The following is a 23,904-nucleotide window of genomic DNA, read 5'->3' on the forward strand; positions in this document are numbered from 1 at the left end:
GCGGGCGTTCCGCGCCTAGGCTGGAGGGGTGGATCGTCAGCCCCTTCGTCTTGCAGCCCTGGCCGCCGCGGCCGTCCCCGGCCTCGCCCCCGTCTCCGTGGAGGCGAGCCCGGACGACCCCGCGGACTTCTCGACCGCCGTCGTCGTGGACGGTGAGGGCCAGCGGTGGCGGGTTCGCTCGCCCCGCACCCCGGAGGCGGGCATCCGTCTCGAGACGGAGCTGCAGGTGCTGGCAGGCCTGACCCCGGCGGTGCGCGCTGGCCTGCCGTTCCGCACGCCCTCCGTGGCGGGCGCGGTGCGGCTCGAGGGGCTGCGCACCTTCGTCTACCAGGACATGCCCGGGCGTCCCGTCACCCTGGAGGAGCTGGCCCGACTCGGCGAGCCCGCGGTGCAGGACGTGGGCCGCGTGCTGGCCGCGATCCACACGCTGCCCTCGGACGTCGTGGACCACGCGGACCTGCCCTCCTACACGGCGGAGCAGATCCGGCAGCGTCACCTCCACGCCCTCGACCAGGCGGCCACCTCCGGCCGCGTGCCGCCCCTGCTGCTGCGCCGCTGGGAGGAGGCCATGGAGGAAGAGCCCCTGTGGCGGTTCACCCCGGTGCCCGTGCATGGTGACCTGCACGAGGACAACCTGCTCCTCGAACGCGGCCGCGTGGTGGGCGTGACGGGCTGGACGGACCTGCACGTGGGCGACCCGGCCGACGACGTCGCCTGGCTGGCCGCCGCCACGGACCCGGACCTGGCCGACCGCGTCCTCGACGCCTACGCGGCCCGGCGGGCCGACGCGGGGGCCGCCGACGACGGCGACGCCCACCTGATGCGCCGTGCGGCGCTGCTCGCCGAGTTCGCCCTCGCCCAGTGGCTCACGCGGGGCCTGGACCGGCACGACGAGGGGATGGTCGCCGAGGCGGAGGCCATGCTGGCCGAGCTCGAGGGCGACGTGCGCGCCGCGCAGGAGGCGGCCGCGCGCCAGGCGGAGGCCGACGCGGCCGCCGACGCCGCCGAGGACGCCCGGGATGCGGCGGAGGACGCCCGGGAGGCCGCGGCCGTGAGGAGCGCGGACCCGGAGACGGGGTCGCTGCCCGCCGTCGAGGTGGTGCGGCCGATCAACGGCGGGCCAGGGCGTCCGTGATGTGACGCTCGAGCTCCTCCTCCCCCGGCAGGTCCGGGAAGGAGCGCTCCTGCCCGTGGGCCACGTACACGAAGCTGGCCCCGATCCGTTCCAGCGGGATCCCGTGCAGCCGTGACCAGGCGAGCCGGTAGACGGCCAGCTGCAGCGACTTGAGCTCGAGGTCGCGGCCCCGCGGCACGGCGCCGGTCTTCCAGTCGACGAGCTCCCAGTCGGCCTCGGGGTCGAAGGGCAGGCGGGGGTCCCCGCCGGAGCGGTAGATCGCGTCGACCCGGCCCCGCAGCGTGATCCCGCCGACCGTCGTCTCGACCGGGGCCTCGACGAAGGCCGGGGTGCGCTCCGCCCAGCGCGAGGAGCGGAACCACTCCTGCATCGGGCCGAGGTCGAGGGCCTCGTCGACCCACAGGTCCGCGGCGTCCTCGGCCGAGTCGATGTCCAGCATGCCGGTGGCCCCGAAGCGCTCCTCGAGCCACGCGTGGAACGCCGTGCCGCGTCGCGCCGCGTGCGCGGGCGGCCGGGGCAGGGGCCGGCGCAGCTGCTCGGCCACGGCCTGCGGGTCGGCGGCGAGCTCGCCGTAGAGGGACACGGAGACGTGCTCGGGCAGGGCGGTCTCCCCGCCCGTCCCGGCGACGTCCCGGCGGCGCAGCAGCACCCAGTCCACCTGGCGGGCCAGCTCCGGGTCGTCCCCGAGCGCCGCCGGGTCCGCGGCGTGCACGGCCGCGGCGGCCGCCTCCACCCCGTGCCGGCGGGCCCGGGAGCGGTGCGGCAGCGGCTGCCAGCGTTCCTCGTCCTCGGGGTCCTCCGGGTCGGCGACGAAGGCCTCCGGGCCGTCGAGCGGGTCGAAGGGCCAGCGGGCGACCAGCGTCCGGGCCGCGGCGGGGTTGGCCTCGGGCAGGTCGTCCTCGGCGGGGGCGGGGCCGAGCGCGACGCCGGGCACCTCCCCCGCCAGACCGGCCACCTCCTCGAGGAAGGCCGAGGCCGGCAGGGGCTCCTTGTTGACTCCCTTGAACAGGGAGGTGCTCAGCCACAGGGCGGATCGCGCGCGCGTGTACGCGACGTAGGCCAGGCGCCGCTCCTCGCGCTCGGCGTGGGCGGCCACGGCCACGGCATAGGGGTCCGGGTTGCCCTCCTGGGCCGCCTTGGAGCTGTACTTGGTGCCGGCCGACTGGACCCAGTCCCGCTGGTCCTGGGCCCACGAGCCGTCCCACTGCGGCAGCGACGCGCGGTCCCCGCGCAGGGGCCACGGCAGCGCGCCGGCCCCGGGGCTGGTCCAGCGGTCCGCCCGCGTGGACGGGAACGTGCCCTCCTGCAGGCCGGGGACCGCGACGACGTCCCACTCGAGCCCCTTCGAGGCGTGCGCGGTGAGCACCTGGACCAGGCCGGGGGTGGGTTCGGCGTTCTCGACGCCGAGGCCGTCCTCGTGCTCGAGGACGGACTCCGTCCAGGCCAGGAACGCCGTCAGGTCCGTCGCCGTGGTGCCGGCGCCGAAGTCGCGGGCCGCGTCCTGGAACGCGTTCAAGTGCCGCCGGGCCGCGGCCGCGGAGACGCCGGGCCGCAGGGCCACCTCGACGTCCAACCCCGTCTCACGGATCACCTCCGCGATGAGGTCGGCCGGGTCCTCCCCGGTGCGCGTGGAGAGCCGGCGCAGCTCGGCGTTGACGGCCCTCAGCCGGGCCAGGCCCTCGGGTGAGAAGCCGCGGCCGCGGGAGCCGACCCAGTCCGTCCCCTCCCCGGGCAGGGAGTCGAGGGCCTCCAGCAGGGCGGCGGCGTCGGCGTCCTCCTCGGGGCTCACGTCCCGGTCCGGGGCCGCGTCCGGGGCAGCCCCGGCGGGGTCCTCCCGCCCACCGGCGGCCCGCTGGGCCCGCAGCCGCGAGACGAACCGGGCGCGCTCCTGGAGCACCTCGAGGTCGGCCACACCGATGCGCCAGCGCGGGCCGGTGAGCAGGCGGACGAGCTGGTCGCTGCGCGTGGGGTCGGCCAGCACGTGGAGGACGGCGAGCACCTCGGCGACCTCCGGCAGCGCCAGCAGCCCGGAGAGCCCGAGCACCTCGTAGGGCAGGCCGGCGGCGTCGAGCGCGTCCAGCACGGGGCCGAACTGGGCGCGGGTGCGGCACAGGACGGCGCGGCTCGGGGTGGTCCCCCCAGGCCCGGACCCGGTGAGGGCGCCGAGGCGGGCGACGACGTCGGCGGCCTCCTCCTCCGCGGTGACGAACCGGTCCACCCGGACGACGCCCTCCCCCGCGCCCGGTCGGGGTCGCAGGGTGCGCACCTCCACCGGCGCGCCGCCCGCCGCGGCGGCGTGGGCGTTCAGCGGCGCGGCGACGGCGTTGGCGACCGCCAGGATCGACTCCTCGTTGCGCCACGCGATCGTCAGGTGCGAGACGTCCGCGTTCACACGCCGCGGGGCGCCGCCGGGACCGGTCTCCAGCCGGGGGAAGGCGTGCGGGAAGGCGAAGAGCTGTCCGGCGGAGGCGCCGCGGAAGCCGTAGATCGACTGGTGGGGGTCGCCCACCGCGGTGACGCAGTGCCCCAGCCCGGGCGCGTCGTCCTCGGGGCCGCGCGGGCCGAACAGCCCGGCGAAGATCCGCATCTGGGCGTGGGAGGTGTCCTGGAACTCGTCCAGCAGCACCACGGGGAACCGCGCGCGCTCCTGCTCGCCGGCCGCCGGCACCTCGACGGCGATGCGCGCCGCGTGGCGCAGCAGGTCGCCGAAGTCCATGACGTCCTGCTCGCGCTTGACCTCGTCGTAGCGGGCCACGAGGTCCGCCATGAGGGCGCGGTCCGCCAGGCCGGTCAGGAACTCCTGGATCTCCTTCGAGGGGGTCTTGGCGCGCGGGGGCAGCGGCAGGGCGCTCCCCTGCTCGGCCAGCCGGGCCAGGAACCCGCGCACCTCGTCCGCGGTCACCAGGTGCTCGGCCATGTCCCCGGCCAGCCGCAGGGCCTGTGTGATGAGCCGGGACGGGGCCACGCCGAGGGCGTCCGCGACCACCGGATGCGAACGCACCACGGCGCCCATGAGCCGGTGGGCGTCCGCGCCCCCCAGCAGCCGCGCCTCCGGTTCCACGCCGATCCGCAGGCCGTGGTCCCTGACGAGCGCGCCCGCGTAGGAGTGGTACGTGGACACCGAGGCGCGGCCCAGGTCCTCGGGCTCCCCGTCGAAGCCGGGGATCTCGAGGCCGGAGCGCAGCAGGGCGTCCACGCGCCCGTTGATCCGCTCGGCGAGCTCACCGGCCGCCTTCCGGGTGAACGTGACGCCGAGGACCTCGTCCGGGCGCACGAGCCCGTTGGCCACGAGCCACACCACGCGGTCGGCCATGGTGGCGGTCTTGCCGGATCCGGCGCCGGCCAGCACCAGGCGCGGAGTGAGCGGGGCGGTGACCACCTCGGCCTGCTCCTGCGTGGGCGGGGGCAGCCGCAGCCGCGCCGCGATGTCCTCCGGGGAGTGGACCGCGTCCTCGACGCGCGGACGATCGGTCGGGGCGGCGGGATCGCCGGTCAGCGGGGCCATTCGGTGACCTGCCTTCCTTCGGAGCAGAGCGGACAGACGGAGGGCAGCGCGCACCGACGGGCGCCGGCCTCGTGGAGGGCGAGGAAGCGCGGCCCCGTGGTGCGGCGGGCCGCCGTGAACACCTGCTCGAGCGCCCAGGTGTCCTCGTCCTCGAGGGCCGGCTGGTCCTGCACCTTGGTCTTCTGGGTGCCGGCGCCGAGCTGGACGAGGGCCGCGCCGGCCGGCGTCGTGGGCCGCTCCAGCCCGGCGAGCGCGGCGCGCAGGGCGGGGTCGGTGGCGGGGTCGTCCCGGACCTGCTCCAGACCACCGGCGCGGACGGCCACCTGGTAGGCGGCCAGCTGGGGCTGGCGCGCCATCTCCGCACCGGTGGGCGCGCTGCGGCCGGTCTTGAGGTCGGCGATGAAGGGTCGGCCCTGCGCGTCCGCCTCGAGCCGGTCCACGACGCCGGTGATCCGGACGGTGGTCCCGCCCCAGGTCAGGTCCGCGAGGAGCCGCACCTCCTGGGCCACGGGCCGACGCCCGGCCGCCCGGGCGATGCTCCAGTAGCCGATGTAGGCGTCCACCAGGCCGCGGGCCCGGTCGTGCTCGATCTCCGTGATCCAGCCCTCCGGCAGGCCGAGTTCGGGCAGGCGGCGCTCCAGTTCGGCACGCACGTCCTCGGGCATGCCCTCGGGATGGTGCTCGGCCACCGAGTGCACGAGCGTGCCCACGGACTGGGCGAGGGTTCCGCCCGCGTTCGCGCCGACGTGGTACAGCACCCAGTCCAGCGGATTGCGCAGGGCCGTCTCCACGCGGGAGGGCGAGAGCGCGACGACCTCGTGCTTCGGGTCGACGAGCGCAGCCTCGGTGGACAGCGGCAGCAGGCCCCACCAGCGTCGGGGGTCCGCGACGGTCACGCCGTCCTCGGCGAGGGCCGCCAGGCCGGCGGCCGCCGCCGCCCGGGGTGTCGCCCCGTCGGCCGCGTCCGCCTCGTCCCCGGCCTCCAGGACGCGGCGCAGCCGGCCGACGAGCGCGGGCGCCGTGATCGGGTCGGGGACCGCGGTGAGCCGCCGGACGCCGGCGGCGTCACGCGCCTCGGCGGGCAGCCGTTCGGGCGGGTCCACCAGGTCGAGGAAGTCGGAGGGTCCCTCATCCGGCGCGCGTACGGCCGTGGCGACCACCTGACGCCGTGCCCGGGAGACCGCGGCCGCGAGCATGCGCAGCTCGTCCTGACGCACCTCGCGCAGCCGGGTGCGGTGGTCCGTGGGCCACGGGGCGTCCGCGGGCAGGGTCACGAGGTCCACGAGGTCGGTGGCGCCGAGCAGCTGGCCGCGCAGCCGGGTGTTCGGCCACACGCCCTCCTGCAGGCCCACGACGATCACCGTGTCCCACTCCTGGCCGGCCGCCGCGGCGGGGGTGCGCACATGCACGGCGTCGCCGGACTCGGCCCGGCGGGCCAGGGTGTCCACGGGCAGGTCCTGGGACTCCATGTAGACGGCGAACGACTCGGGCGAGGCGCCCGGGAACTGGTCCACGAAGCGCTCGGCCACCTTGAACAGGGCGACGACGGCGTCGAGGTCCGCGTCCGCACGGCGGGACTCGCGGCGCTCGTTCGCGTGCTCGGCGGGCCGCAGCGCGAGCGAACGCCACCGCTCGGCCCGACCGGAGGCGGACCACAGCGCCCACAGCACGGTCTCGGGCGAGGCCGAGGGGGCGCGGGCGGCCTCCAGGCCGTCCCGGAGCATCCAGTGGACGCGGCGCAGGGCGCGGTGCCGCTCGTGCTCGGGGCCGGCCAGGCTCGGGTCCAGGAGGGCCGCGGCGAGCAGCGCGTCCGAGGTGCGCCGGCCGCCCCGGCCCCGCTCGGCGGCCAGCAGGTCCTGGCGCAGCCGCCGCACGTGCAGCGCGCTGGCCATCCCGTACCGGCCGGTGAGCAGTCCCACGACCTCGTCCGGGTCGAGCACGTCCTCGACCCGGGCCTCCGGATCCTCCGCGAGCGCCCCCGCCGCGTCCAGGAGGGTGAGCAGGGGCGCGACGGCGGGCTCCTCCTTCAGCACGAGCCCGGCGGCGTCCCGCAGCACGGGGACGCCCTCGGCCTCCAGGTGACGGGCGAGCGCGGCCACACGGGAGCCCGAGCGGGCGACCACAAGGATCCGGTCCAGGGGCACCCCGTCCTCGTGGTGGACCCGCAGCACCCGTTCGAGGACGAGCTGGTCCTCGTGGGCGCGGGTGGGCACGACGTGCGCCCGGACGGCGCCGTCGCCGTCCGCCGGGACGGTCTCGGTGCGGGTCCGTTCGACGCCGGCGGTGCGCTGGCGGACCCGGCGGGCCACGCGGAGGTAGGCGTCCTGGACCTCGGCGCGCATGCGGTGCCCGCGCATCAGCACCCGGACGCGTCCGTCCGGGGACGCGGGCGGGGCGGCCCCCGGCACGGGATCGGGGTCGAGGACCTCGGGGTACCGGGCGAGGAGGTCGGGCCGGGCGCCGCGGAAGCCCTCCACGGTGGTGTCCGGTGACGCGGTGAGCAGCACGTCCCGCCCGCGGCCGAGCACGCTGAGCAGGTCGTGCACGGCGGGGGTGGCCTCGTGGAGGTCCTCGACCACGAGCACGGCCAGGCGGTCCCGCTCCTCCGCCACGAACGCCTGCGCCGCGGCGTCGCGCTCCGGGTCCTCCGGATGCCGCTCGGTGAGCACGCGGACGGCGGCGGACAGCAGCCCGGCGGCGTCGAACGCCTCGGCCATGCCCAGGTCGATCCGGTCCCGGTAGTCCTGCAGCAGCACGGCCGCGGCCTCCCACTCGGGGCGCCCGTGGGCGGTGCCGAGCTCCTGCAGGCGGCCCGGCTCGAGGCCGAGCTCGCTCATGCGGTCCACGAGCTCGCGGACCTCACGGCGGAATCCCCTCGCCTCCACGGCGGGGGCGACGTCGTCCGGCCAGTCCGGCGCGGCGGCGAGGCCGGCGGCGTAGCCCTCGAGCAGCTCGGCGATCACCGTGTCCTGCTCGGCACCGGTGAGCAGCCGGGGGGCGACCTCCAGATGCCTCAGCGGTCCCGTGACGCGGGCACGGCGCAGCAGGTCGAACGCGTAGGAGGACCAGGTCCGCACGGGGGTGACGGCGCGGGTGCCCCGACCGGCGGCGGCGAGCCGGCGGGTCAGCGCGTCACGCAGCCGCGCCGCCACATCCCGGCTCGGGGCCAGCAGCAGGAGGGACTCGGGGTCCAGCCCCGCCTCGATCCGGCGGGCCGCGTACTCGACCGCCACGGTGGTGCGCCCCGTGCCGGGGGCGCCCAGCACGAGCACGGCGCCGTGCCCGGGGGCGAGCGAGGCGATCGCCTCCTGCTCGTCCGTGAGCGTGATCCGGTCCTCGGGCGCGGCGGCCGTGCGCACCAGCCGAGCGGCCCGTTCCGGCGCCGCCGCGTCGTCGTCGAAGGGGTCCACCCCGTGTTCCCTGGTCATGGCCTCATCCTCGCACCGGGCCCGGACACGATACGGTCGGCGATCGCACGGATCGCCCGCGCGGCGCCGTCGTCGGGCTCCCAGCGGGCCCGGGGCAGGTCCACGCGCCCGGCCGGGGTGCGGGGCATGGCCTCGCGTTCGTGCTCGACGGCGGCCCGCGCGGCCAGCTCCGGAGGCAGCGAGCCGTCGGCCCGGACCACGCGCCACCAGGGCGTGCCGGGGCTCGATTCGGCCATCGCCCGGCCGGCCTGCCGCGGACCGCCGACCCCCAGCAGGCCGGCCAGCCCCCCGTAGCTGACGGCGCGTCCGGGCGGGACCAGACGGGCGAGCGCCTCGAGCCCCTCGCCGAGGGTGAGCGGTCCGTCGTCGCGGTGGCGGGCGCCGGGGAGCACAGGGTGATCGGTCACGACCCCATCCTGTCGTGTCCGCCGGTCCGGGTAGCGTGAGGCGCGTGACTTGGCATGAGAGCATCCGCGCCGGCTTCGACCTCGAGACCACCGGACGTGATCCGCGCACCGCGCTGATCGTGACCGCCACCCTGGTGATGGTGGACGAGCACGGCCGCGCCGCGTCGTCGGCCGAGTGGCTCGTGGACCCGGGCGTGCCCATCCCGGCCGAGGCGGCCGAGGTCCACGGCGTCACCACGGAGCGGGCCCAGGCGGAGGGCATGCCCGCCGCGCAGGGCGTCACGGAGATCACCGAGACCCTGCGGGACCTGTTCGCCGCGGGCATCCCCGTGGTGGCCTTCAACGGCGTGTACGACTTCACGGTGATGGACCGGGAGGCGCGCCGCCACGGGCTGACGCCGCTCGAGGCCCGCCCCGTGATCGACCCGTTCGTGCTGGACAAGCAGGTGGACCGGTTCCGCAAGGGCAAGCGCACGCTCTCCGCGGTGTCCGAGCACTACGGGGTGACCCTGGAGAACGCGCACACCTCCGCGGCGGACGCCCTCGCCGCCGTCCAGGTGGCCGACGCCCTGGCCGCCCGGTACGAGCAGCTGCGCGTCGCGCCGGCGGACCTGCACGAGCGGCAGGTCCGCTGGAAGGCCGAGCAGGCGCAGAGCTTCGAGCAGTACCTGCGACGCAAGGACCCGCAGGCCACCGTCTCGCGCCACTGGCCGGTCGAGGCCGAGCGCTGAGCGCCCGGCCCCGACCCGCACCCGGGTCTCAGCCCTGGGGCGTCGCCGCCGCGGCCGCCTTCGCCGCGGCCGGCAGCGCGTCGAGCACCCGGGTGACCGCCGCGTCGTCGTGGGCGGCGGAGACGAACCAGGCCTCGAACACGGACGGCGGCAGGTACACGCCGGAGGCCAGCATCGACTGGAAGAACGGGGCGTAGCGGAAGACCTCCTGGCCCTGGGCGTCCCGGTAGTCCCGCACGCCGGTGCCGGAGGTGCCGAACGCCAGCGAGAACAGGGTGCCGGCCCGCTGGATCGAGTGGTCCACGCCCTCGGCGTCGAGCGCGGCCACGAGGCCCTCACGCACGGCGTCCGAGGCGCGCGCCACGGCCGCGTACACGGCCTCGTCGGCGCGGGAGAGCGTGGCGTGGCCGGCGGCCATGGCCACCGGGTTCCCGGAGAGGGTGCCGGCCTGGTACACGGGGCCGAGCGGGGCCAGGTGGTCCATGATCTCGGCGGAGCCGCCGAGGGCGGCCGCGGGCATGCCGCCGCCGATCACCTTGCCGAAGCACCAGATGTCCGGGGTCCAGCCCTCGGGCTGTCCGGACAGGCCCCAGCCGCCCGTGGCGGTGGCGCGGAAGCCGGTGAGCACCTCGTCCCAGATCAGCAGCGCGCCGTGGCGGCGGGTGATCTCGCGCAGGAACGCGTTGAAGCCCTCGGCGGGCTCCACGACGCCCATGTTGCAGGGCACGGCCTCCGTGATGAGCGCGGCGATGCGCTCACCGTGCTCGGCGAACACGGCCTCGACGGCGGCGCGGTCGTTGTAGTCCACCACGAGGGTCTCGGAGGCGGCGGCCTCGGTGACGCCCGCGGAGCCGGGCAGGGCGGCGGTCGCCACGCCCGAGCCGGCCGCGGCCAGCAGGCCGTCCGAGTGGCCGTGGTAGCAGCCGGCGAACTTCACGATCAGGTTGCGGCCGGTCACGCCGCGGGCCAGGCGCAGGGCCGTCATGGTGGCCTCGGTGCCGGTGGACACGAAGCGCACGCGCTCGACCGGGACCTTGGAGGCGATCAGCTCGGCCAGCGCGGTCTCCTCCAGCGTGGAGGTGCCGAAGCCGAGGCCGCGGTCCACGGCGGCGTGCACGGCCTCGACGACCTCGGGGTGCTGGTGGCCCAGCAGCATGGGGCCCCACGAGCAGACCAGGTCCACGTACTCGTTGCCCTCGACGTCGGTCAGGTACGGGCCGCGTGCGCCGGCCATGAACCGGGGCGTGCCGCCCACCGAGCCGAAGGCGCGCACGGGTGAGTCGACGCCGCCGGGGATGACGGCCTGGGCCGCGGCGAAGGCGGCGGCGTTGGTGGTCGGCTGGGACGCGGTCACAGGGACCCCTCCTTCATCCAGCGGCCGAGCTCGGCCGCCCAGTAGGTGAGCACGGAGTCGGCGCCGGCGCGCCGGATGGAGAGCACGGACTCGACGATCGAGGCCTTCCGGTCGATCCAGCCGTGCGCGGCGGCGGCCTCGATCATCGCGTACTCCCCCGAGATCTGGTACGCGGAGACGGGCACGTCCGCCATGTCCGCCACGTCGCGCACGATGTCCAGGTAGCTCATCGCGGGCTTGACCATCACCATGTCCGCGCCCTCCTCGAGGTCGAGGGCGACCTCGAGCAGGGCCTCGCTCCGGTTGGCGGCGTCCATCTGGTAGGTCTTGCGGTCGCCCGTGAGCTGGGAGTCGACGGCGTCGCGGAACGGCCCGTAGAACGCCGAGGAGTACTTCGCGGCGTAGGCGAGGATCGCGGTCTCGTGGTGGCCGGCGCCCTCGAGGGCCTCCCGGATCACGCGGACCTGGCCGTCCATCATCCCGGAGGGGCCGAGCACGTCCGCACCGGCCTCGGCCTGCGCGACGCCCATCCGGGCGTAGATCTCCAGCGTCGCGTCGTTGTCCACGGTGCCCTCGGCGGTGAGCACGCCGCAGTGGCCGTGGTCGGTGAACTCGTCCAGGCACAGGTCGGACATCACGACGAGCCCGTCCCCCACCTCCGCCTTCACGTCCCGGATGGCCCGGTTCAGGACGCCGTCCGGGTCCAGGGCGGCGCTGCCGACGGCGTCGCGCGTGGTCGGCACGCCGAACAGCATGATGCCGCCCAGGCCCAGCTCGGCGGCCTCGGCCGCGGCGGCCTTGAGCGAGTCCGCGGTGTGCTGCACGACGCCCGGCATCGAGGCGATCGGCACGGGCTCGGCGGCGCCCTCCTTGATGAAGGCCGGCAGGATCAGCTCGGCGGGGTGCAGGCGCGTCTCAGCGACGAGGCGGCGCATCGCGGCGGACCGGCGCAGACGCCGGGGACGGTGCAGCGGGAAGGACATACGGGGTCACACGCTCCTGGTTCGGGGACCCGTCCAGTCTAGGCGCGGAGGCTGACCGCGCGCCGGGTACAGTCATGGCGCCCCGTCCGCCGTCGAGAGGCCCGTGATGCCCCCGCGCCTGCGCCCCGGTCAGACCCTGCTGCTGGCCTCGCTCGTCTTCGGCCTGTTCTTCGGCGCGGGCAACCTGATCTTCCCCGCCGGCCTGGGCCGGGATGCGGGCGCCGCGGTCACGCCGGCCACGCTCGGCTTCCTCGTCACGGCGGTGGGGCTGCCGGTCCTGGGCATCGTCGCCTCGGCGGTGACGGGGGCGCGCTCGGTCCGTGAGATGACGGCGCCCGTCTCCCGGCGCTTCGCCGTGGCGTTCACGTGCCTGCTGTACCTGACGATCGGCCCCCTCTTCGCCATCCCCCGCACCGCCACGGTGTCCTATGAGATCGGTGTCGCGCCCCTGGCGGGCGACGGCGGCCTGCGGCTGCTCGGCTTCACGGCGGCGTTCTTCGCGGTCGCCGCGGTCGCGGCGTTCCGTCCGGGCCGGCTCATGGAGTGGGTGGGGCGGTACCTGACCCCGGCGTTCCTGGTCCTGCTCGGCGCTCTGGTGGCGGCCGCCGTCGTGGCCCCGATGAGCACGGGCGCCCTGCCCTCGCCGACCCCCGCCTACGCCGACGGGGCGCTCGTGCGGGGCCTGCTGGACGGCTACGCCACGATGGACGCGCTCGCCTCGCTCGCCTTCGCGGTCGTGATCGTCGACGCCGCCCGGCGCCTGGGCGTGACGGGCCCGCGCCGCATGGCGGTGGAGCTGGGCAAGGCGGGGCTGGTCGGCGGCGCGGCGATGGCGGTGGTCTACGCCTCGCTGGCGTACGTCGGCGCCACGAGCCACGGCGCGTTCGCGCAGGCCACGAACGGCGGCGACGTCCTCGCCCGCAGCGCGAGCCACTTCTTCGGCACGGCGGGCGCGTACCTCATCGCGGCCATCGTCTTCGTCGCGTGCCTGAAGACCTGCATCGGACTGATCGTGGCGTGCGCCGAGATGTTCGCGGAGATGTTCCCCGGGTCCTACCGGCTGTGGGCGGGCCTCTTCCTCGTGGCGTCCTTCGCACTCGCCAACCTGGGCCTGGAGGCGATCATCGCCTGGTCCGTCCCGGTGCTGATGTTCCTCTACCCGATCGCCGTCGTCGTCATCCTGCTCGGCCTCGCCTGGGCCTGGGTGCGGGACCGCCCGGCGGTGGCCCGCTGGGTGGTCGCCTGCACGGGGCTCGCCGCCTTCTTCGACCTGCTGGGCGCCCTGCCGGAGGCGCTCGCGACGACGCCGCCCGTCACCGCCCTGACGGGCCTGGCCGGCCGGGTGCTGCCCGGCTACGCGGTCGGCTTCGGCTGGGTGGTCCCGGCGCTCGTCGGGCTGGTCGTCGGCACGGTGGCCGCCGCCTCGCGGACCCGCCCGCGCCGGGGCGAGCGGGAGGCGACCCCGGTCACCGCCGGCCACGGGCGCACCGCCGCCGACTAGGGTGGGACACATGCCCGAACCCACCCCCGCATCCCTGCGCATCGCCGTCCTGATGGACAGCGACAACGTCTCCCCCAAGTTCGCCCCCCTGATCCTCGAGGAGCTCGCCACCTACGGCACCCCCACGATCAAGCGCGCGTACGGCGACTGGACCACGACCAACCTCAACGGCTGGAAGAAGGCGCTGAACCACCACGCGATCCAGCCGGTCCAGCAGTTCGCCTACACCGTGGGCAAGAACTCCTCGGACTCCGCGCTCATCATCGACGCGATGGACCTGCTCTGGATGGGCAACGTGGACGCGTTCGCCCTCGTCTCCTCCGACTCCGACTTCACGCGCCTGGCCACCCGCCTGCGCGAGGGCGGCAAGCGCGTGATCGGCCTGGGCGCCCGCAAGACCCCCGCCTCCCTGCGCAACGCCGTGGACCAGTTCATCTACCTCGAGCTGCTCGGCACCGCCACGGACCACGACGTCGACGACGACGAGACCGGCGAGGACACCCCCGCCAAGGAGGAGAACGCCAAGGCGTCCGAGGGCTCCGGCCGCTCGGGGTCCCGCCGCGGCGGTCGAGGCCGCGGCCGCGGGTCCAAGACCACCGACGCCGCCGACACCCCCGAGGCCACGGACGCGGACGCCGAGGCCCCCGCTGCCGACGAGGCGCCCGCCGGGGACGCCGCCGCCGGCAAGGACGGGAAGGCCGCGGAGGCGAAGTCCGGGGCCGGTCGGCGGGGCCGCCGTGCGTCGTCGTCGGACGTCACCGAGGACCCGACCCCGCCCGAGGTGCCGGTCGAGGCCGAGCCCGAGCACGACGAGGCCGACGCCGCCCCGCGCATCGACCTGCAGGCCGCGCTCACCAAGGCCGTCAACGCCACGAGCACCGACGACGGCTGGGCCACGCTGTCCCTGATCGGCCAGCACCTGAGCCGCACCCACGTGGACTTCGACCCGCGCGACTTCGGGCACTCCAAGCTCTCCACCCTCGTGGAGGACCAGCCGTACCTGCGCACCCGCACCGAGGGCCGCACCATGGAGGTCTCGCTGGTCCGCCGCCGCAGCCGCCGCGCCGAGGGCTGAGCGGCACGGCCCGTCGTCCCCCGCGGCCGGCGGGCCGGTCAACCGGCCGTTCACCCGCCGGCCACCCGCCCACCACGCCCGCCCGGTAGGCTCCCCGCCATGGGGAACACTCTGGGCTTCCTGCGCGGCGTCGACCGCCTGCACGCCTTCTACACGGAGAACGTGCGCATGCTCGCGCACGCGTACGACCTGACGGACGAGGAGGCCTCGGAGCTGCTCGCCAACACGGGCTTCACCAACGTCTCGGTCGCCATCCTGCGCGGCCCGCGGGTGGACATCATGGCCGCCGCCACCGGCGTGCCGCAGGACGAGGAGCACGACGCCGGCCCGGCGCCGTCGGAGGACGACGCGCCCGACCCGGACGGCGACCGCCCCGACTGAGCCTCGCCTCGCGTGCGGCCGGGCGGCTCAGGCCGCAGCGCGCAGCACGGCCAGCACTCCGGCCGCGTCCGGCGTGGGGGCCGTCCCGAGCAGGGGCAGACCCCGCCGCGCGCACGTGTCACGGGTCGGCGCGCCGATCGCCACGAGCCGCACCCGCTTGCCCACCAGTGGCGTCAGACCCGCGGCCACGAACTCCTCCGCCGCGGAGGAGCTGGTGAGCACCACGGCGGTCCCCGCCGCGACCGCGGCCAGCCGCGCGGGCGTCACGACGTCCCCCCGGCCCTCGTCCGCCGCCCCGTCGAGCAGTCGCCTGCCGGCCTGCGCCGGATACGGCACCGTCCGGTAGGCGAGCCCGGTCCGCACGTCCCAGCCCGCCGCGCGCAGGCCGTCGGCGAGGCGGGGCCGGGCCCGATCGGACTGGGGCAGCCACGCGCGGGCGCCGCGGGGATGCAGGGCGGAGAGCCCGGCGATCAGGCCCTCGGCGGAGCGGTCCTCGGGCGGCAGCCACGGCGCCTCGTCGCAGCCCGCCTCGGTCAGCACCCGTGCCGTGCCCGGTCCGGTGACCGCGATCCGCGCGCCCGCCGGGACATGACCGTCCCAGCCGACGGCCCTGAGCGCGCGCACGGTGTTGGGGCTCGTCACCACGAGCCAGCGGGGCCCGTCCGAGCGCACCGGCCCGACCGCATCGCCGTCGGCACCCGCCCAGTCCGCGAGCAGCGCGCGCAGCGGGCCGTCGTCGTCGGGCAGCGCGAAGTCGGTCAGCGGCAGGAAGCCGACCCGCAGCCGCCGCCCCGCCACCTCGGTGCCGGCGAGACCGGCCTCGAGGTCGCCGGCCTGGGCCGGCTGGCGGGTGAGCAGGACGCGCATCTCAGGCCGGGTCGTCGGGGCGCGGGGCGCCGTCGCCCCGGTCCACCCCGCGCACCGTGCCGGGCAGCAGGTCGGCGCCCTCGGCCACGAACTGCTCGGCCACGTGCACGCCGAGTGCCTCCGCGGCCACGAACAGGGTGTCCTCGAGCCACTCGTCGGCGGCCGCCGGGTCGCCGGCCACGTCGGCCGGCACCGGGTCGAGCTGCACGGACGAGGTCCGGCGCAGCACGCGCGAGCCGTCGAGGGCGGCCACCATCGCGGTCATCTCGATGCGCGGCGCGCCGGCCTCGCCGTCGCTCACGCGGGCCACGGCCCCGATCGGCGCGGCACAGCCGGCCTCGAGGCGACGCAGCAGGGCCCGCTCGGCGGTGACCGCCACGTGGGTGTCCCGATCGTCGACCAGCTCGAGGGCGGCGTGCAGCCTCCCGACCGGCGCCTCGGGGTCCAGGAGCGCCCGGCCGAGGAAGGACTCGTCCTCGGCCCGGATCTCCACGGCCAGGGCACCCTGCCCGGGGGCGGGCACCATGACCTCCGGGTCGATCCGCTCGGTGATCACGTGGTCCAGCCCGAGCCGGTCGAGCCCGGCGCAGGCCAGGATCACGGCGTCGAGGTCACCGCGGGGCGAACCCGCGGCGGCCGGGGCGTGGTCGTCGTGCTGCTCCAGCCCGGGCACGCGGGCCAGGCGGGTCTGCACGTTGCCGCGGATGTCCACGAGCTCCAGATCCGGGCGCAGGGCCTTGAGCTGGGCCACGCGGCGCGGAGAGCCCGTGCCCACCCGGGCGCCCTCGGGCAGGGTCGCTAGGGTGAGGCCGTCGCGGGCGCACAGGGCGTCCCGCAGGTCGGCCCGGGCCGGCACCGCGGCGATCTCGAGGGTCTCCGGCTGGGCGGCCGGCAGGTCCTTGAGCGAGTGCACGGCCGCGTCCACGGCGCCGTCGAGCACGGCGGCCCGCAGCGCCGAGGCGAACACGCCGGTGCCGCCCAGCGAGGCCAGCGAGCCGGTGGTGACGTCGCCCTCGGTGCGGATCACCACCAGCTCGTGGGCCAGGCCGGAGCGCTCCGTGAGCGCCTCGGCCACGTGGCTGGTCTGCGTGGTCGCCAGGGCGGAGCCCCGGGTGCCGATGCGCAGGGGGGTCACGGTCTCAGGCCTCCTCGGCGGGGGCCGCGGCGCCCGCCTCGTGCTCGGCCAGCCCGCGCACGGCGGCGTCGACCGCGGACGTCGTCGGCCGCACCGAGCCGTCCCGCATCACCTTGACGCAGCAGTCCGGCCGACACACGTCGTACCAGGCCGGGAAGCAGCCGGCCGCGGCGCGGCCCTCGCGCCGGCCCAGCCGCTCCTCCACGATGTCCACGAGCCCGGCCACGAACCGCGGGTCGGTGCCCGGCGTGGGGCTGCGACGGAACCCCACACCCAGCCCCTCGGCGGTCTCCTTGGCCTCGGTGTCGAGGTCCCAGACCACCTCCATGTGGTCCGAGACGAAGCCCAGCGGCACGACGACGAAGCCCGCCACGGCACGCCCCTGCGCGTCCGTCTCGGCACCCTCGCCCGCGAGGTGCTCCATCGCGTCGTTGATGTCCGGCTCGAGCCACGGCACCGAGGGCGGGCCGGAACGCGACTGGTACACGAGCGACCACGGCACGTCCGCGGCCTCGGGCACGCCGGCGAGGATCTCGCGGGCCACGTCGAGGTGCTGCGCCGAGTACACGTCCGCACCCTCATCGCCCGGCTCCGCCCCCGCCTGCGCGCGCAGGTCGGCGGCGAGGCCGCGCGGGCCGGCGGCGGCGGCGTCGGAGGTGGGGATCGAGTGGGTCGCGAAGAGCACGTGGATCCGCGCGTCGTCCCCCAGCTCCGCGCGCAGCGAGGCCAGGTCCGCGCGCAGGCCGTCCCGGAACGGCTCGATGAAGCCGGGGTGGTTGAAGTACTGGCGCGTCTTGTCCAGGTCCACCTTCCCGGTCAGGCCGGTCTGCTCCAGGGCCATGCCCATGTCCTCGCGGTACTGGCGGCACGAGGAGTAGCAGGAGTACGCGGATGTGGTGACCGTCAGGATGCGGCGGTGCCCGTCGGCGTGCATCCGCGCGAGGGTGTCCGGGAAGTAGGGCTCCCAGTTGCGGTTGCCCCAGTACACGGGCAGGTCCAGGCCGCGGGCGGCCAGCTCGGCCTCGATGGCCGCCTTCAGCGCGCGGTTCTGCGCGTTGATGGGGCTGACGCCGCCGTTGGCGCGGTAGTGGGTGGCGACCTCCTCGAGGCGCTCGTCCGGGATGCCGCGCCCGCGCGTGACGTTGCGCAGGAACGGGATCACGTCGTCCTGGCCCTCGGGCCCGCCGAAGGAGGCGAGCAGCAGGGCGTCGTAGTCCTTGGGGGCCATCACGCCGCACACGTCGTAGTCGACGCCGGCGGCGGCCTTCTCGGGCGTCCGGAGGGCCGGGGCGACGCCGGCGTCCGGGCCGGTGTGGACGGGCGCGTCGGCGCGGGGCTCGGGGGCGGCGGTCATCAGGCCAGCACCTCCGCGATCTCGGCGGTCTCCAGACGGCGTCCGGTGTAGAACGGCACCTCGCTGCGCACGTGCAGGCGGGTCTCGTTGTTGCGCAGGTGGCGCATCATGTCCACCAGGTCCGTCAGCTCGTCCGCCTCGAGGCCCAGCAGCCACTCCCAGTCGTTCAGGCCGAACGCGCTGGTGGTGTTCGCCCACACCTGCGGGAAGTCCTGGCCGAGCTGGCCGTGCTCGCGGAGCATGCGGGCCCGCTCCTTCGGGTCCAGCAGGTACCAGTCGTACGAGCGCACGAACGGGTAGAAGCACAGCCACTTCAGGGCCTTGCGGCCCATGGCGAAGGCGGGGACGTGGTCCTTGTTGAACTCGGCCATGCGATCTGCGCCCATGGCCGAGAGCACCATCGTGGTGCCCTCGAGCAGACGGGTGCGGCGCAGCTCGCGGATGGCGGCCTGCAGGTCCTCGGGCACCTGGCCGTACATCCACACCATGACGTCGCCGGCCTCGCGCATGCCCGAGACGTCGTAGACGCCGCGCACGGTCACGCCGGTCTGGGCCACCCGCGCGACGGCCTCGTCGAACTCCTTGGCGGCCTTCTTCGCGTCGCGGCCCTCCAGTCCCAGCCAGCCTGGCTCGCCCTGCGGGCGGGCGAACACGGTGTAGGTGGTGAACCAGTCCTTGCCGGCCTCGGCAGGGGTGGTGGTGCTGTCCTTGGTCATGGTCCTCTTCCTTGGGATCCGATTGCGTCAGGGGTGGTCTGGGGGCGAGGTCAGCCGGCGGGCGGTGCGTCGGCGCCGAGGGTGCGGTCCACGCCGGCGACGACGGCGGCCAGCCCGGTGCCGTGCACCCAGCTGCCCACGAGGTCGAGGCCGGGCACGTCCCGTGCCCAGTCGATCAGCGTGTCCGCCTTCGCGCGGTCGGGGCCGGCCTGCGGCGGGATGGAGCGGCGCCAGCGGGTGACGGTGCGGGCGACGACGTCCTCCTCCGCCAGCGGCACCCCGGTGAGAGTCGCCGTGTCCACGAGCGCCTGCGCGAGCAGCTCCTCGTCCGCGCTGCGGTGGCCCAGGGCCTCGGGCCCACCGCCCTGGCGGCCGTAGGACAGGCGCAGCACATGGCGGTGGGGGTGACGGGCGACGCCGTCCTCCTGCGGCCGCGCGACGACCTCGCGCAGCCACGCCCACTTGGCGGTGGCGTGGGTCAGGGCCTTGGCGGCCACGTCCGTCCCGGCGCCGACCAGCACTCCGGTGCCGCGTGGCGCGTCGTCCAGGCCCGCGGCCTCGACGACGAGCGTGGCCAGCGCGATGCCCTCGCCGAGGGCGGGGCCGGCGTCGGGGTCCAGGGCCTCGGCCGAGAGCGGGGCCAGCAGGTCCCAGGCGGTGACGCCGTCCACGGCCAGCACGACGCGGTCCACGTCGAGCCCGCGGACGACCTCGTCGTCCCGGTCCGAGATCTGGGCCCACCAGCCGCCGGTGGCGGGCACGCGGGACAGGGCGGCCACCCGGACACCGCGCAGGACGGTGGCCCCGTCCTCGCGCAGCGCCTCGACGAGCCGGCCGGTGAGGCGGACCATGCCGCCGTCCAGACCGGCCACGAGCGAGCCGGGGGTCCCGGTGGACCGCAGCGCAGCGACGCCCGCGGCCAGCCCGCCGTGCTCCACGGCGGCGGCGAGCAGGCCGGGGGCCACGCGCTCCAGCTCGACGACCGCGGGGTCGGCCGAGTGGACTCCGGCGACGACGGGGGCCACGAGGCGGTCGAGCACCTCGTCGCCGAGGCGGTCGGCCACGACCTGCGCGACGGTCACCGGTTCACCGGCCGCGAGCGCGGCGGCCCAGCGATCCATGGGGGCCTCGGCGTCTTGCCGGGCGCGCTCCAGGCCGGCCGGCGTGAGGGCGGCGGCGAGGTCCTCGGCGTCGAGGTCGCCGGGGATGCCGACGATGCCGAGACGCGGGGCACGCACGGGGCCGGCGGGACCGTGCAGCCACGAGCCGAGGGGCTCGGGCGCGACGATCGTCTCGCCCAGCCCGAGCTCCTCCACGAGCGCGCGCACGGCGGCGCCGCGGACGGCGAACGACTCGGCGCCGCCGTCGAGTTCGAGGGTCTGGGTCTCGGGGGCCCCGGTCTCGCCGTGCGAGGGGACGTCGAGGAAGCGCGGGGAGACCGCGCCCCCGAGCACGGAGGTGGCCTCGGCGAGGGTCACGTCCCAGCCCGCCGCGGACAGTCGGTGGGCCGCGACGAGGCCGGCGATGCCGCCGCCGACCACGAGCGCCGTGCCGCTCATGCGCGCTCCTCCCGCTCGGCGGTCTCGGCCCCCGGTGCCGGGTCCTGGCCCTCCCGCTCCGGCACGGGCAGGGAGTGGATCAGCTCGACCACGCGGGTCAGCACGGCCGCGTCCGTCTCCGGCGGCACGCCGTGGGCGAGGTTGACGACGTGACCGGGCGCGACGGCGCCGGAGGCGACGACGTCGCGCACGTGGGCCTCGAGGACCTCCCACGGGGCGGCGAGCAGGGCCGGGTCGATGTTGCCCTGCAGGGGCACGGCGCCGCGTCCGTCGGGGCCGGGGTTCGCGCTGAGCCGGCGGTGCGCCTCGGCGAGCGTGAGGCGGTGGTCCACGCCGACGGCGGTCGCGCCCGCGTCACGCATGTGGTGCAGGAACTCTCCGGTGCCCGTGCCGAAGTGCAGGAGCGGGGCGCCGTCGGGGACGCCGGGCCCGGCGAGGTCGGCGACATGGGCGAGGGCCGCCGTCGAGTGCGGCTGCACGTGCTCGAGGTAGTCGTCCGCCGAGAGCGAACCGGCCCACGAGTCGAACAGCTGCGCGGCGGAGGCGCCGGACTCGAGCTGGGCGCGCAGGAACTGGCCGGACACGGTGGCCGCCCAGCCGGCCAGGGCGGCCCAGGTCTCGGGGTCGGCGTGCATCATGCGCCGCGGGCCGAAGTGGTCGCGGGAGGGACGGCCCTCCACCATGTACGCCGCCAGCGTGAAGGGGGCGCCGGCGAAGCCGATCAGGGGGCGCGGGCCCAGCTCGGCGACGGTGGCCGCGACGGCCTCGCGGATGACGTCCAGGGCGGCGTCCTCGAGGACGGGCAGCGCGGCGACGTCGTCGGCGGTGCGGACGGCCTGGCCGAGCACGGGGCCCACGCCGGGCTGGATCTCCACGTCCACGCCCGCCAGGCGCAGGGGGACTACGATGTCCGAGAAGAAGATCGCCGCGTCGACGTCGTGGCGGCGCACCGGCTGCATCGTGATCTCCCGGACCAGGTCCGGCATGAGGCAGGAGTCGAGCATCCCGATCCCCTCGCGCACCCGGCGGTACTCGGGCAGCGAACGGCCGGCCTGCCGCATGAACCACACGGGGTGGCGGTCGGGGCGCTGGCCGCGCAGCGCGCGAAGGAGCGGGCTGGCCACGGTCGAGCGTGACGGATCCTCGGTGCGCAGCGGGTGCTCGGCGGGCAGTGCCGGGACGGCCGCGGGGGTCTCGGGGGTCTGGGACAGGGCGGACATGCCCCCAGTGTCCCACCGGTCGTGTCGCGGTGGCACATCTGCGTCCTCCGTGAGCGTCGTCACACTGGCCGACGGCACCCGGGTCAGGTCCGCCTTCCCGGACGGGCGGGGCGGTCGGGGCTAGACTTGGCCCGCTGTGACTGTCTTCTCTCTCGTCGCCTCCCACCATGACCTGGACCTGGACACGGTCGCCCGCCTCAGCGCCGGCGCGACCGGGGTCGGGCCCGCCCTGCCCGGCAGCGGTGCGGCGGGCGCCGTCGTGCTGGCCACGTGCAACCGCGTGGAGATCTACGCCGAGGCCGACGGGGCCGGCGTCGAGGCCGCTCGCGCGGGGCTGCTGTCCGCCGTCGCCGCCTCCACCTCCCTGCCCGACGAGGACGTGCACGCCGCGTTCCGCACACTCGACGCCGACGCCACGGCCCGTCACCTCTTCGAGGTCGGCGCCGGACTGGACTCCGCCGTGGTGGGCGAGCGCGAGATCGCCGGTCAGGTCCGGCGCGCCCTGACGGCGGCCCAGGAGGCCGGCACCGCCTCGGGTCCGCTCGTCCGCCTCTTCGAGTCCGCCACGCGCACGGCCAAGGACGTCGGCTCCCGCACGGCGCTCGGCGCGGCCGGCCGCTCGGTCGTCTCCGTCGCCCTGGACCTCGCGGAGGAGCTGCGCGGTCTCACCGACGCCGCGGCCCAGCGCGACTTCTGGGCCGGGGCCACCATCCTGCTGATCGGCACGGGCGCCTACGCCGGCACCACGCTCGCGCAGCTGGCGGACCGGGGCGCGACCACCGTCGGCGTGCACTCGGCCTCGGGCCGCGCGGAGCAGTTCGTCGCGGACCGCGGCGGCTGGGCCCTCGCGCTCGGCGGCGAGGCCGTGGCCGGCGCCGTCGCCGAGGCGGACGTGATCATCGGCTCCTCCGGCGGCGAACGCCAGATCAGCCCCGAGCGCCTCCAGGAGCTGCGCAAGGGCGGACGGCGTCCGCTCACGGTGGTCGACCTGGCCCTCTCGCGCGACTTCGACCCGGCGGTCGCGGACCTGCCGGACGTCGATCTCATCACCCTCGAGTCGGTGCGGCTGGCCGCACCCGAGCAGGCCGAGGTCGCCGTCGCGGAGGCCCGCGCGCTCGTGGACGACGCCGTCGAGGAGTACCGCGCCGCGCAGCGTGGCCGCAGTGCCGACGCGGCGATCAAGGCCCTGCGCCGCCACACCCTCGGTGTGCTCGACCGGGAGCTCGAGCGCGTGCGCGCCCGCCACGGCTGCACGGCGGCCGCCGAGGAGGTGGAGTTCGCCCTGCGCCGCATGGTGAACCAGCTCCTGCACGAGCCCAGCGTGCGCGCCAAGCGGCTCGCCGCCGAGGGCCGGCTCGACCGCTATGAGGACGCCCTCGAGGCGGTCTTCGGGATCGAGGCCCCCGGCCGCCCCGCCCCCGCCGTGGGCACGGTCGAGGCGGTCTGTCCCGCGCACGAGGACGAGGGCGGCGCCGCGCGCATCGCGTGAGCCCGCCCCGCGCCAGGAGGACCCCGTGACCGACCACCCCGCCGCCACCGCGCCCGACGAGCCCGGGCGAGGCCGCCGTCTGCCCCGGCAGGAGCGTCGTCGCCAGCTGCTGGACTGCGCCCGCGCGGTCTTCGCCGCCGAGCGGTACGCGGGGGCTTCCATGGAGCAGATCGCCGAGCGGGCCGAGGTCTCCAAGCCGGTCCTCTACCAGCACTTCCCCAGCAAGCACGAGCTCTTCCTCGAGCTGTTGGACGCCGAGGTCGCGAGCCTGCGCGCGCTCCTCGAGGCGGCGATGGACACCCGTCGGGGCAACCGTGCACGGGTGCGGGCCACCGTGGCCGCCGTGTTCGAGTACATGGCCTCCCCCGAGCGGACCCACCGCCTCATCTTCGACTCCGGCATCGACGGGGACCCGGAGGTGCGCACGCGCAGCGAGGCCGTCCACCGGCTGCTCTCCTCCGAGGTCGCGCGCACCATCCGCGCGGACACCACCGTGGCCGAGGCCGAGGCCGAGGTGCTCTCCCGCGGACTCGTCGGCTACCTCCTGGGCGCCGCCCGTCACTGGGCGGACCGGCTCGACGCCGACGCCCGCCCCGCCGCGGCTGAGATGGCCCGCACGGTGGACGACCTCATCTGGCGCGGCCTCACCTCGTTGCCCTCCGCGGACGACGCCCCGCGCTGACCCGGCCGTCCGGCCCGTTTCGCCCGCGGGTGAACCTCGTGGGCGCCCGCCCACCTCACCGAGCGGTCCCGTAGGCTGACGGCGGACCGCACAGGACGCGACGAAGAGAAGAGGTTCCCCATGGAGATCCGCATCGGTGTGCAGCACGTCGGCCGCGAGGTCGTCATCGACAGCGAGCAGTCGGCGGACGAGGTCCGCTCCCTCGTGGACGCCGCCGTCGCCGACGGCACCCCGCTGGTCCTGACGGACGCCAAGGGCCGCCAGGTGGTCGTCCCCGGTGACCGCATCGGCTTCGTGGAGATCGGCGCGAAGAAGTCGGGCCCGCTCGGGTTCGCCGCCTCCTGACCCGCCCCGCACGCCCCGGTGATCCGCCGGGGCGTAC

Annotated in this window: 19 protein-coding genes; 8 read left to right on the forward strand and 11 right to left on the reverse strand. The window is 76.2% G+C overall.

Annotated features, from left to right (window positions below):
• Positions 1–28 precede the first annotated feature (28 nt).
• A complete protein-coding gene (locus ACUJ8O_RS04805; RefSeq protein ID WP_073117089.1) occupies positions 29–1,135 on the forward strand; it encodes a phosphotransferase in 1,107 nt (368 codons plus the stop codon).
• Here ACUJ8O_RS04805 and ACUJ8O_RS04810 read toward each other — a convergent pair.
• The 3 genes from ACUJ8O_RS04810 to ACUJ8O_RS04820 are packed head-to-tail and all read right to left on the reverse strand — an operon-like array spanning position 1,110 to position 8,475.
• On the reverse strand, positions 1,110–4,640 hold the full coding sequence (locus ACUJ8O_RS04810; RefSeq protein ID WP_371506655.1) for an ATP-dependent helicase: 3,531 nt from the start codon (positions 4,638–4,640) through the stop codon (positions 1,110–1,112). The two genes, ACUJ8O_RS04805 and ACUJ8O_RS04810, sit on opposite strands and share 26 nt — an antisense overlap.
• Positions 4,628–8,068, reverse strand: coding sequence for an ATP-dependent helicase (locus tag ACUJ8O_RS04815; protein WP_445373195.1), 3,441 nt, complete (start codon positions 8,066–8,068; stop codon positions 4,628–4,630). The genes ACUJ8O_RS04810 and ACUJ8O_RS04815 overlap by 13 nt, the downstream gene beginning before the upstream one ends.
• Positions 8,065–8,475: an MGMT family protein gene (locus tag ACUJ8O_RS04820; protein WP_036314337.1), complete on the reverse strand. Its 411-nt coding sequence runs from the start codon at positions 8,473–8,475 to the stop codon at positions 8,065–8,067. Before ACUJ8O_RS04820 ends, ACUJ8O_RS04815 begins: the two co-directional genes overlap by 4 nt.
• 44 nt (positions 8,476–8,519) lie before the next feature.
• On the opposite strand from ACUJ8O_RS04820, the gene ACUJ8O_RS04825 reads away from it, so the two are divergent.
• A complete protein-coding gene (locus tag ACUJ8O_RS04825; RefSeq protein WP_206451135.1) occupies positions 8,520–9,206 on the forward strand; it encodes an exonuclease domain-containing protein in 687 nt (228 codons plus the stop codon).
• Between the two features lie 28 nt (positions 9,207–9,234).
• Here ACUJ8O_RS04825 and hemL read toward each other — a convergent pair whose 3' ends face one another.
• Complete coding sequence (hemL, locus tag ACUJ8O_RS04830; RefSeq protein ID WP_115166077.1) at positions 9,235–10,560, reverse strand: glutamate-1-semialdehyde 2,1-aminomutase; 1,326 nt, start codon at positions 10,558–10,560, stop codon at positions 9,235–9,237.
• Entirely contained in the window at positions 10,557–11,543 is a 987-nt protein-coding gene (hemB, locus tag ACUJ8O_RS04835) for a porphobilinogen synthase (RefSeq protein ID WP_036381100.1), read from the reverse strand. The genes hemL and hemB overlap by 4 nt, the downstream gene beginning before the upstream one ends.
• Positions 11,544–11,649: 106 nt before the next feature.
• Here hemB and brnQ point away from each other — a divergent pair, with 106 nt between their 5' ends.
• From brnQ to ACUJ8O_RS04850, 3 genes are all read left to right on the forward strand, one after another.
• Positions 11,650–13,044 (forward strand): branched-chain amino acid transport system II carrier protein, encoded by a 1,395-nt coding sequence (brnQ, locus tag ACUJ8O_RS04840; protein ID WP_445373196.1) that lies wholly within the window; start codon positions 11,650–11,652, stop codon positions 13,042–13,044.
• A 10-nt stretch (positions 13,045–13,054) separates the two neighbouring features.
• Complete coding sequence (locus ACUJ8O_RS04845; protein WP_166437543.1) at positions 13,055–14,119, forward strand: NYN domain-containing protein; 1,065 nt, start codon at positions 13,055–13,057, stop codon at positions 14,117–14,119.
• 99 nt (positions 14,120–14,218) lie between these two features.
• Positions 14,219–14,500, forward strand: coding sequence for a hypothetical protein (locus ACUJ8O_RS04850; protein ID WP_445373197.1), 282 nt, complete (start codon positions 14,219–14,221; stop codon positions 14,498–14,500).
• Positions 14,501–14,527: 27 nt separating this feature from the next.
• Here the strand turns inward: ACUJ8O_RS04850 and ACUJ8O_RS04855 are convergent, their stop codons facing one another.
• From ACUJ8O_RS04855 to hemE, 6 genes are read right to left on the reverse strand one after another with little or no spacing between them, the layout of a single operon-like run.
• Complete coding sequence (locus tag ACUJ8O_RS04855) at positions 14,528–15,367, reverse strand: uroporphyrinogen-III synthase (protein WP_377680795.1); 840 nt, start codon at positions 15,365–15,367, stop codon at positions 14,528–14,530.
• A 1-nt stretch (position 15,368) separates the two neighbouring features.
• Positions 15,369–16,502 (reverse strand): hydroxymethylbilane synthase, encoded by a 1,134-nt coding sequence (gene hemC, locus ACUJ8O_RS04860; protein WP_445373198.1) that lies wholly within the window; start codon positions 16,500–16,502, stop codon positions 15,369–15,371.
• A 4-nt stretch (positions 16,503–16,506) separates the two neighbouring features.
• Positions 16,507–17,856 carry a ferrochelatase gene (locus ACUJ8O_RS04865; RefSeq protein WP_445373199.1) on the reverse strand — a complete coding sequence of 450 codons (1,350 nt, stop codon included), beginning with the start codon at positions 17,854–17,856 and terminating at the stop codon, positions 16,507–16,509.
• The gene (hemQ, locus tag ACUJ8O_RS04870) at positions 17,856–18,572 is read right to left on the reverse strand and encodes a hydrogen peroxide-dependent heme synthase (RefSeq protein ID WP_036314319.1); all 717 of its coding nucleotides are present in this window, start codon (positions 18,570–18,572) and stop codon (positions 17,856–17,858) included. The genes ACUJ8O_RS04865 and hemQ overlap by 1 nt, the downstream gene beginning before the upstream one ends.
• 50 nt (positions 18,573–18,622) lie before the next feature.
• Entirely contained in the window at positions 18,623–20,131 is a 1,509-nt protein-coding gene (locus ACUJ8O_RS04875) for a protoporphyrinogen/coproporphyrinogen oxidase (RefSeq protein ID WP_445373200.1), read from the reverse strand.
• Entirely contained in the window at positions 20,128–21,351 is a 1,224-nt protein-coding gene (gene hemE, locus ACUJ8O_RS04880) for a uroporphyrinogen decarboxylase (protein ID WP_036314314.1), read from the reverse strand. Before hemE ends, ACUJ8O_RS04875 begins: the two co-directional genes overlap by 4 nt.
• A 136-nt stretch (positions 21,352–21,487) precedes the next feature.
• Here hemE and ACUJ8O_RS04885 point away from each other — a divergent pair, with 136 nt between their 5' ends.
• The 3 genes from ACUJ8O_RS04885 to ACUJ8O_RS04895 all read left to right on the forward strand — a co-directional run bounded on the left by ACUJ8O_RS04885 (position 21,488) and on the right by ACUJ8O_RS04895 (position 23,867).
• Entirely contained in the window at positions 21,488–22,840 is a 1,353-nt protein-coding gene (locus tag ACUJ8O_RS04885) for a glutamyl-tRNA reductase (protein ID WP_145950528.1), read from the forward strand.
• Between the two features lie 25 nt (positions 22,841–22,865).
• Positions 22,866–23,522, forward strand: a complete 657-nt coding sequence (locus ACUJ8O_RS04890; protein ID WP_036381116.1) for a TetR/AcrR family transcriptional regulator — start codon at positions 22,866–22,868, stop codon at positions 23,520–23,522.
• Between the two features lie 120 nt (positions 23,523–23,642).
• On the forward strand, positions 23,643–23,867 hold the full coding sequence (locus ACUJ8O_RS04895; RefSeq protein ID WP_036339227.1) for a DUF3107 domain-containing protein: 225 nt from the start codon (positions 23,643–23,645) through the stop codon (positions 23,865–23,867).
• The last annotated feature ends 37 nt before the right edge of the window (positions 23,868–23,904 follow it).

The organism is Micrococcus sp. EWR3.9.1 (assembly GCF_052615555.1).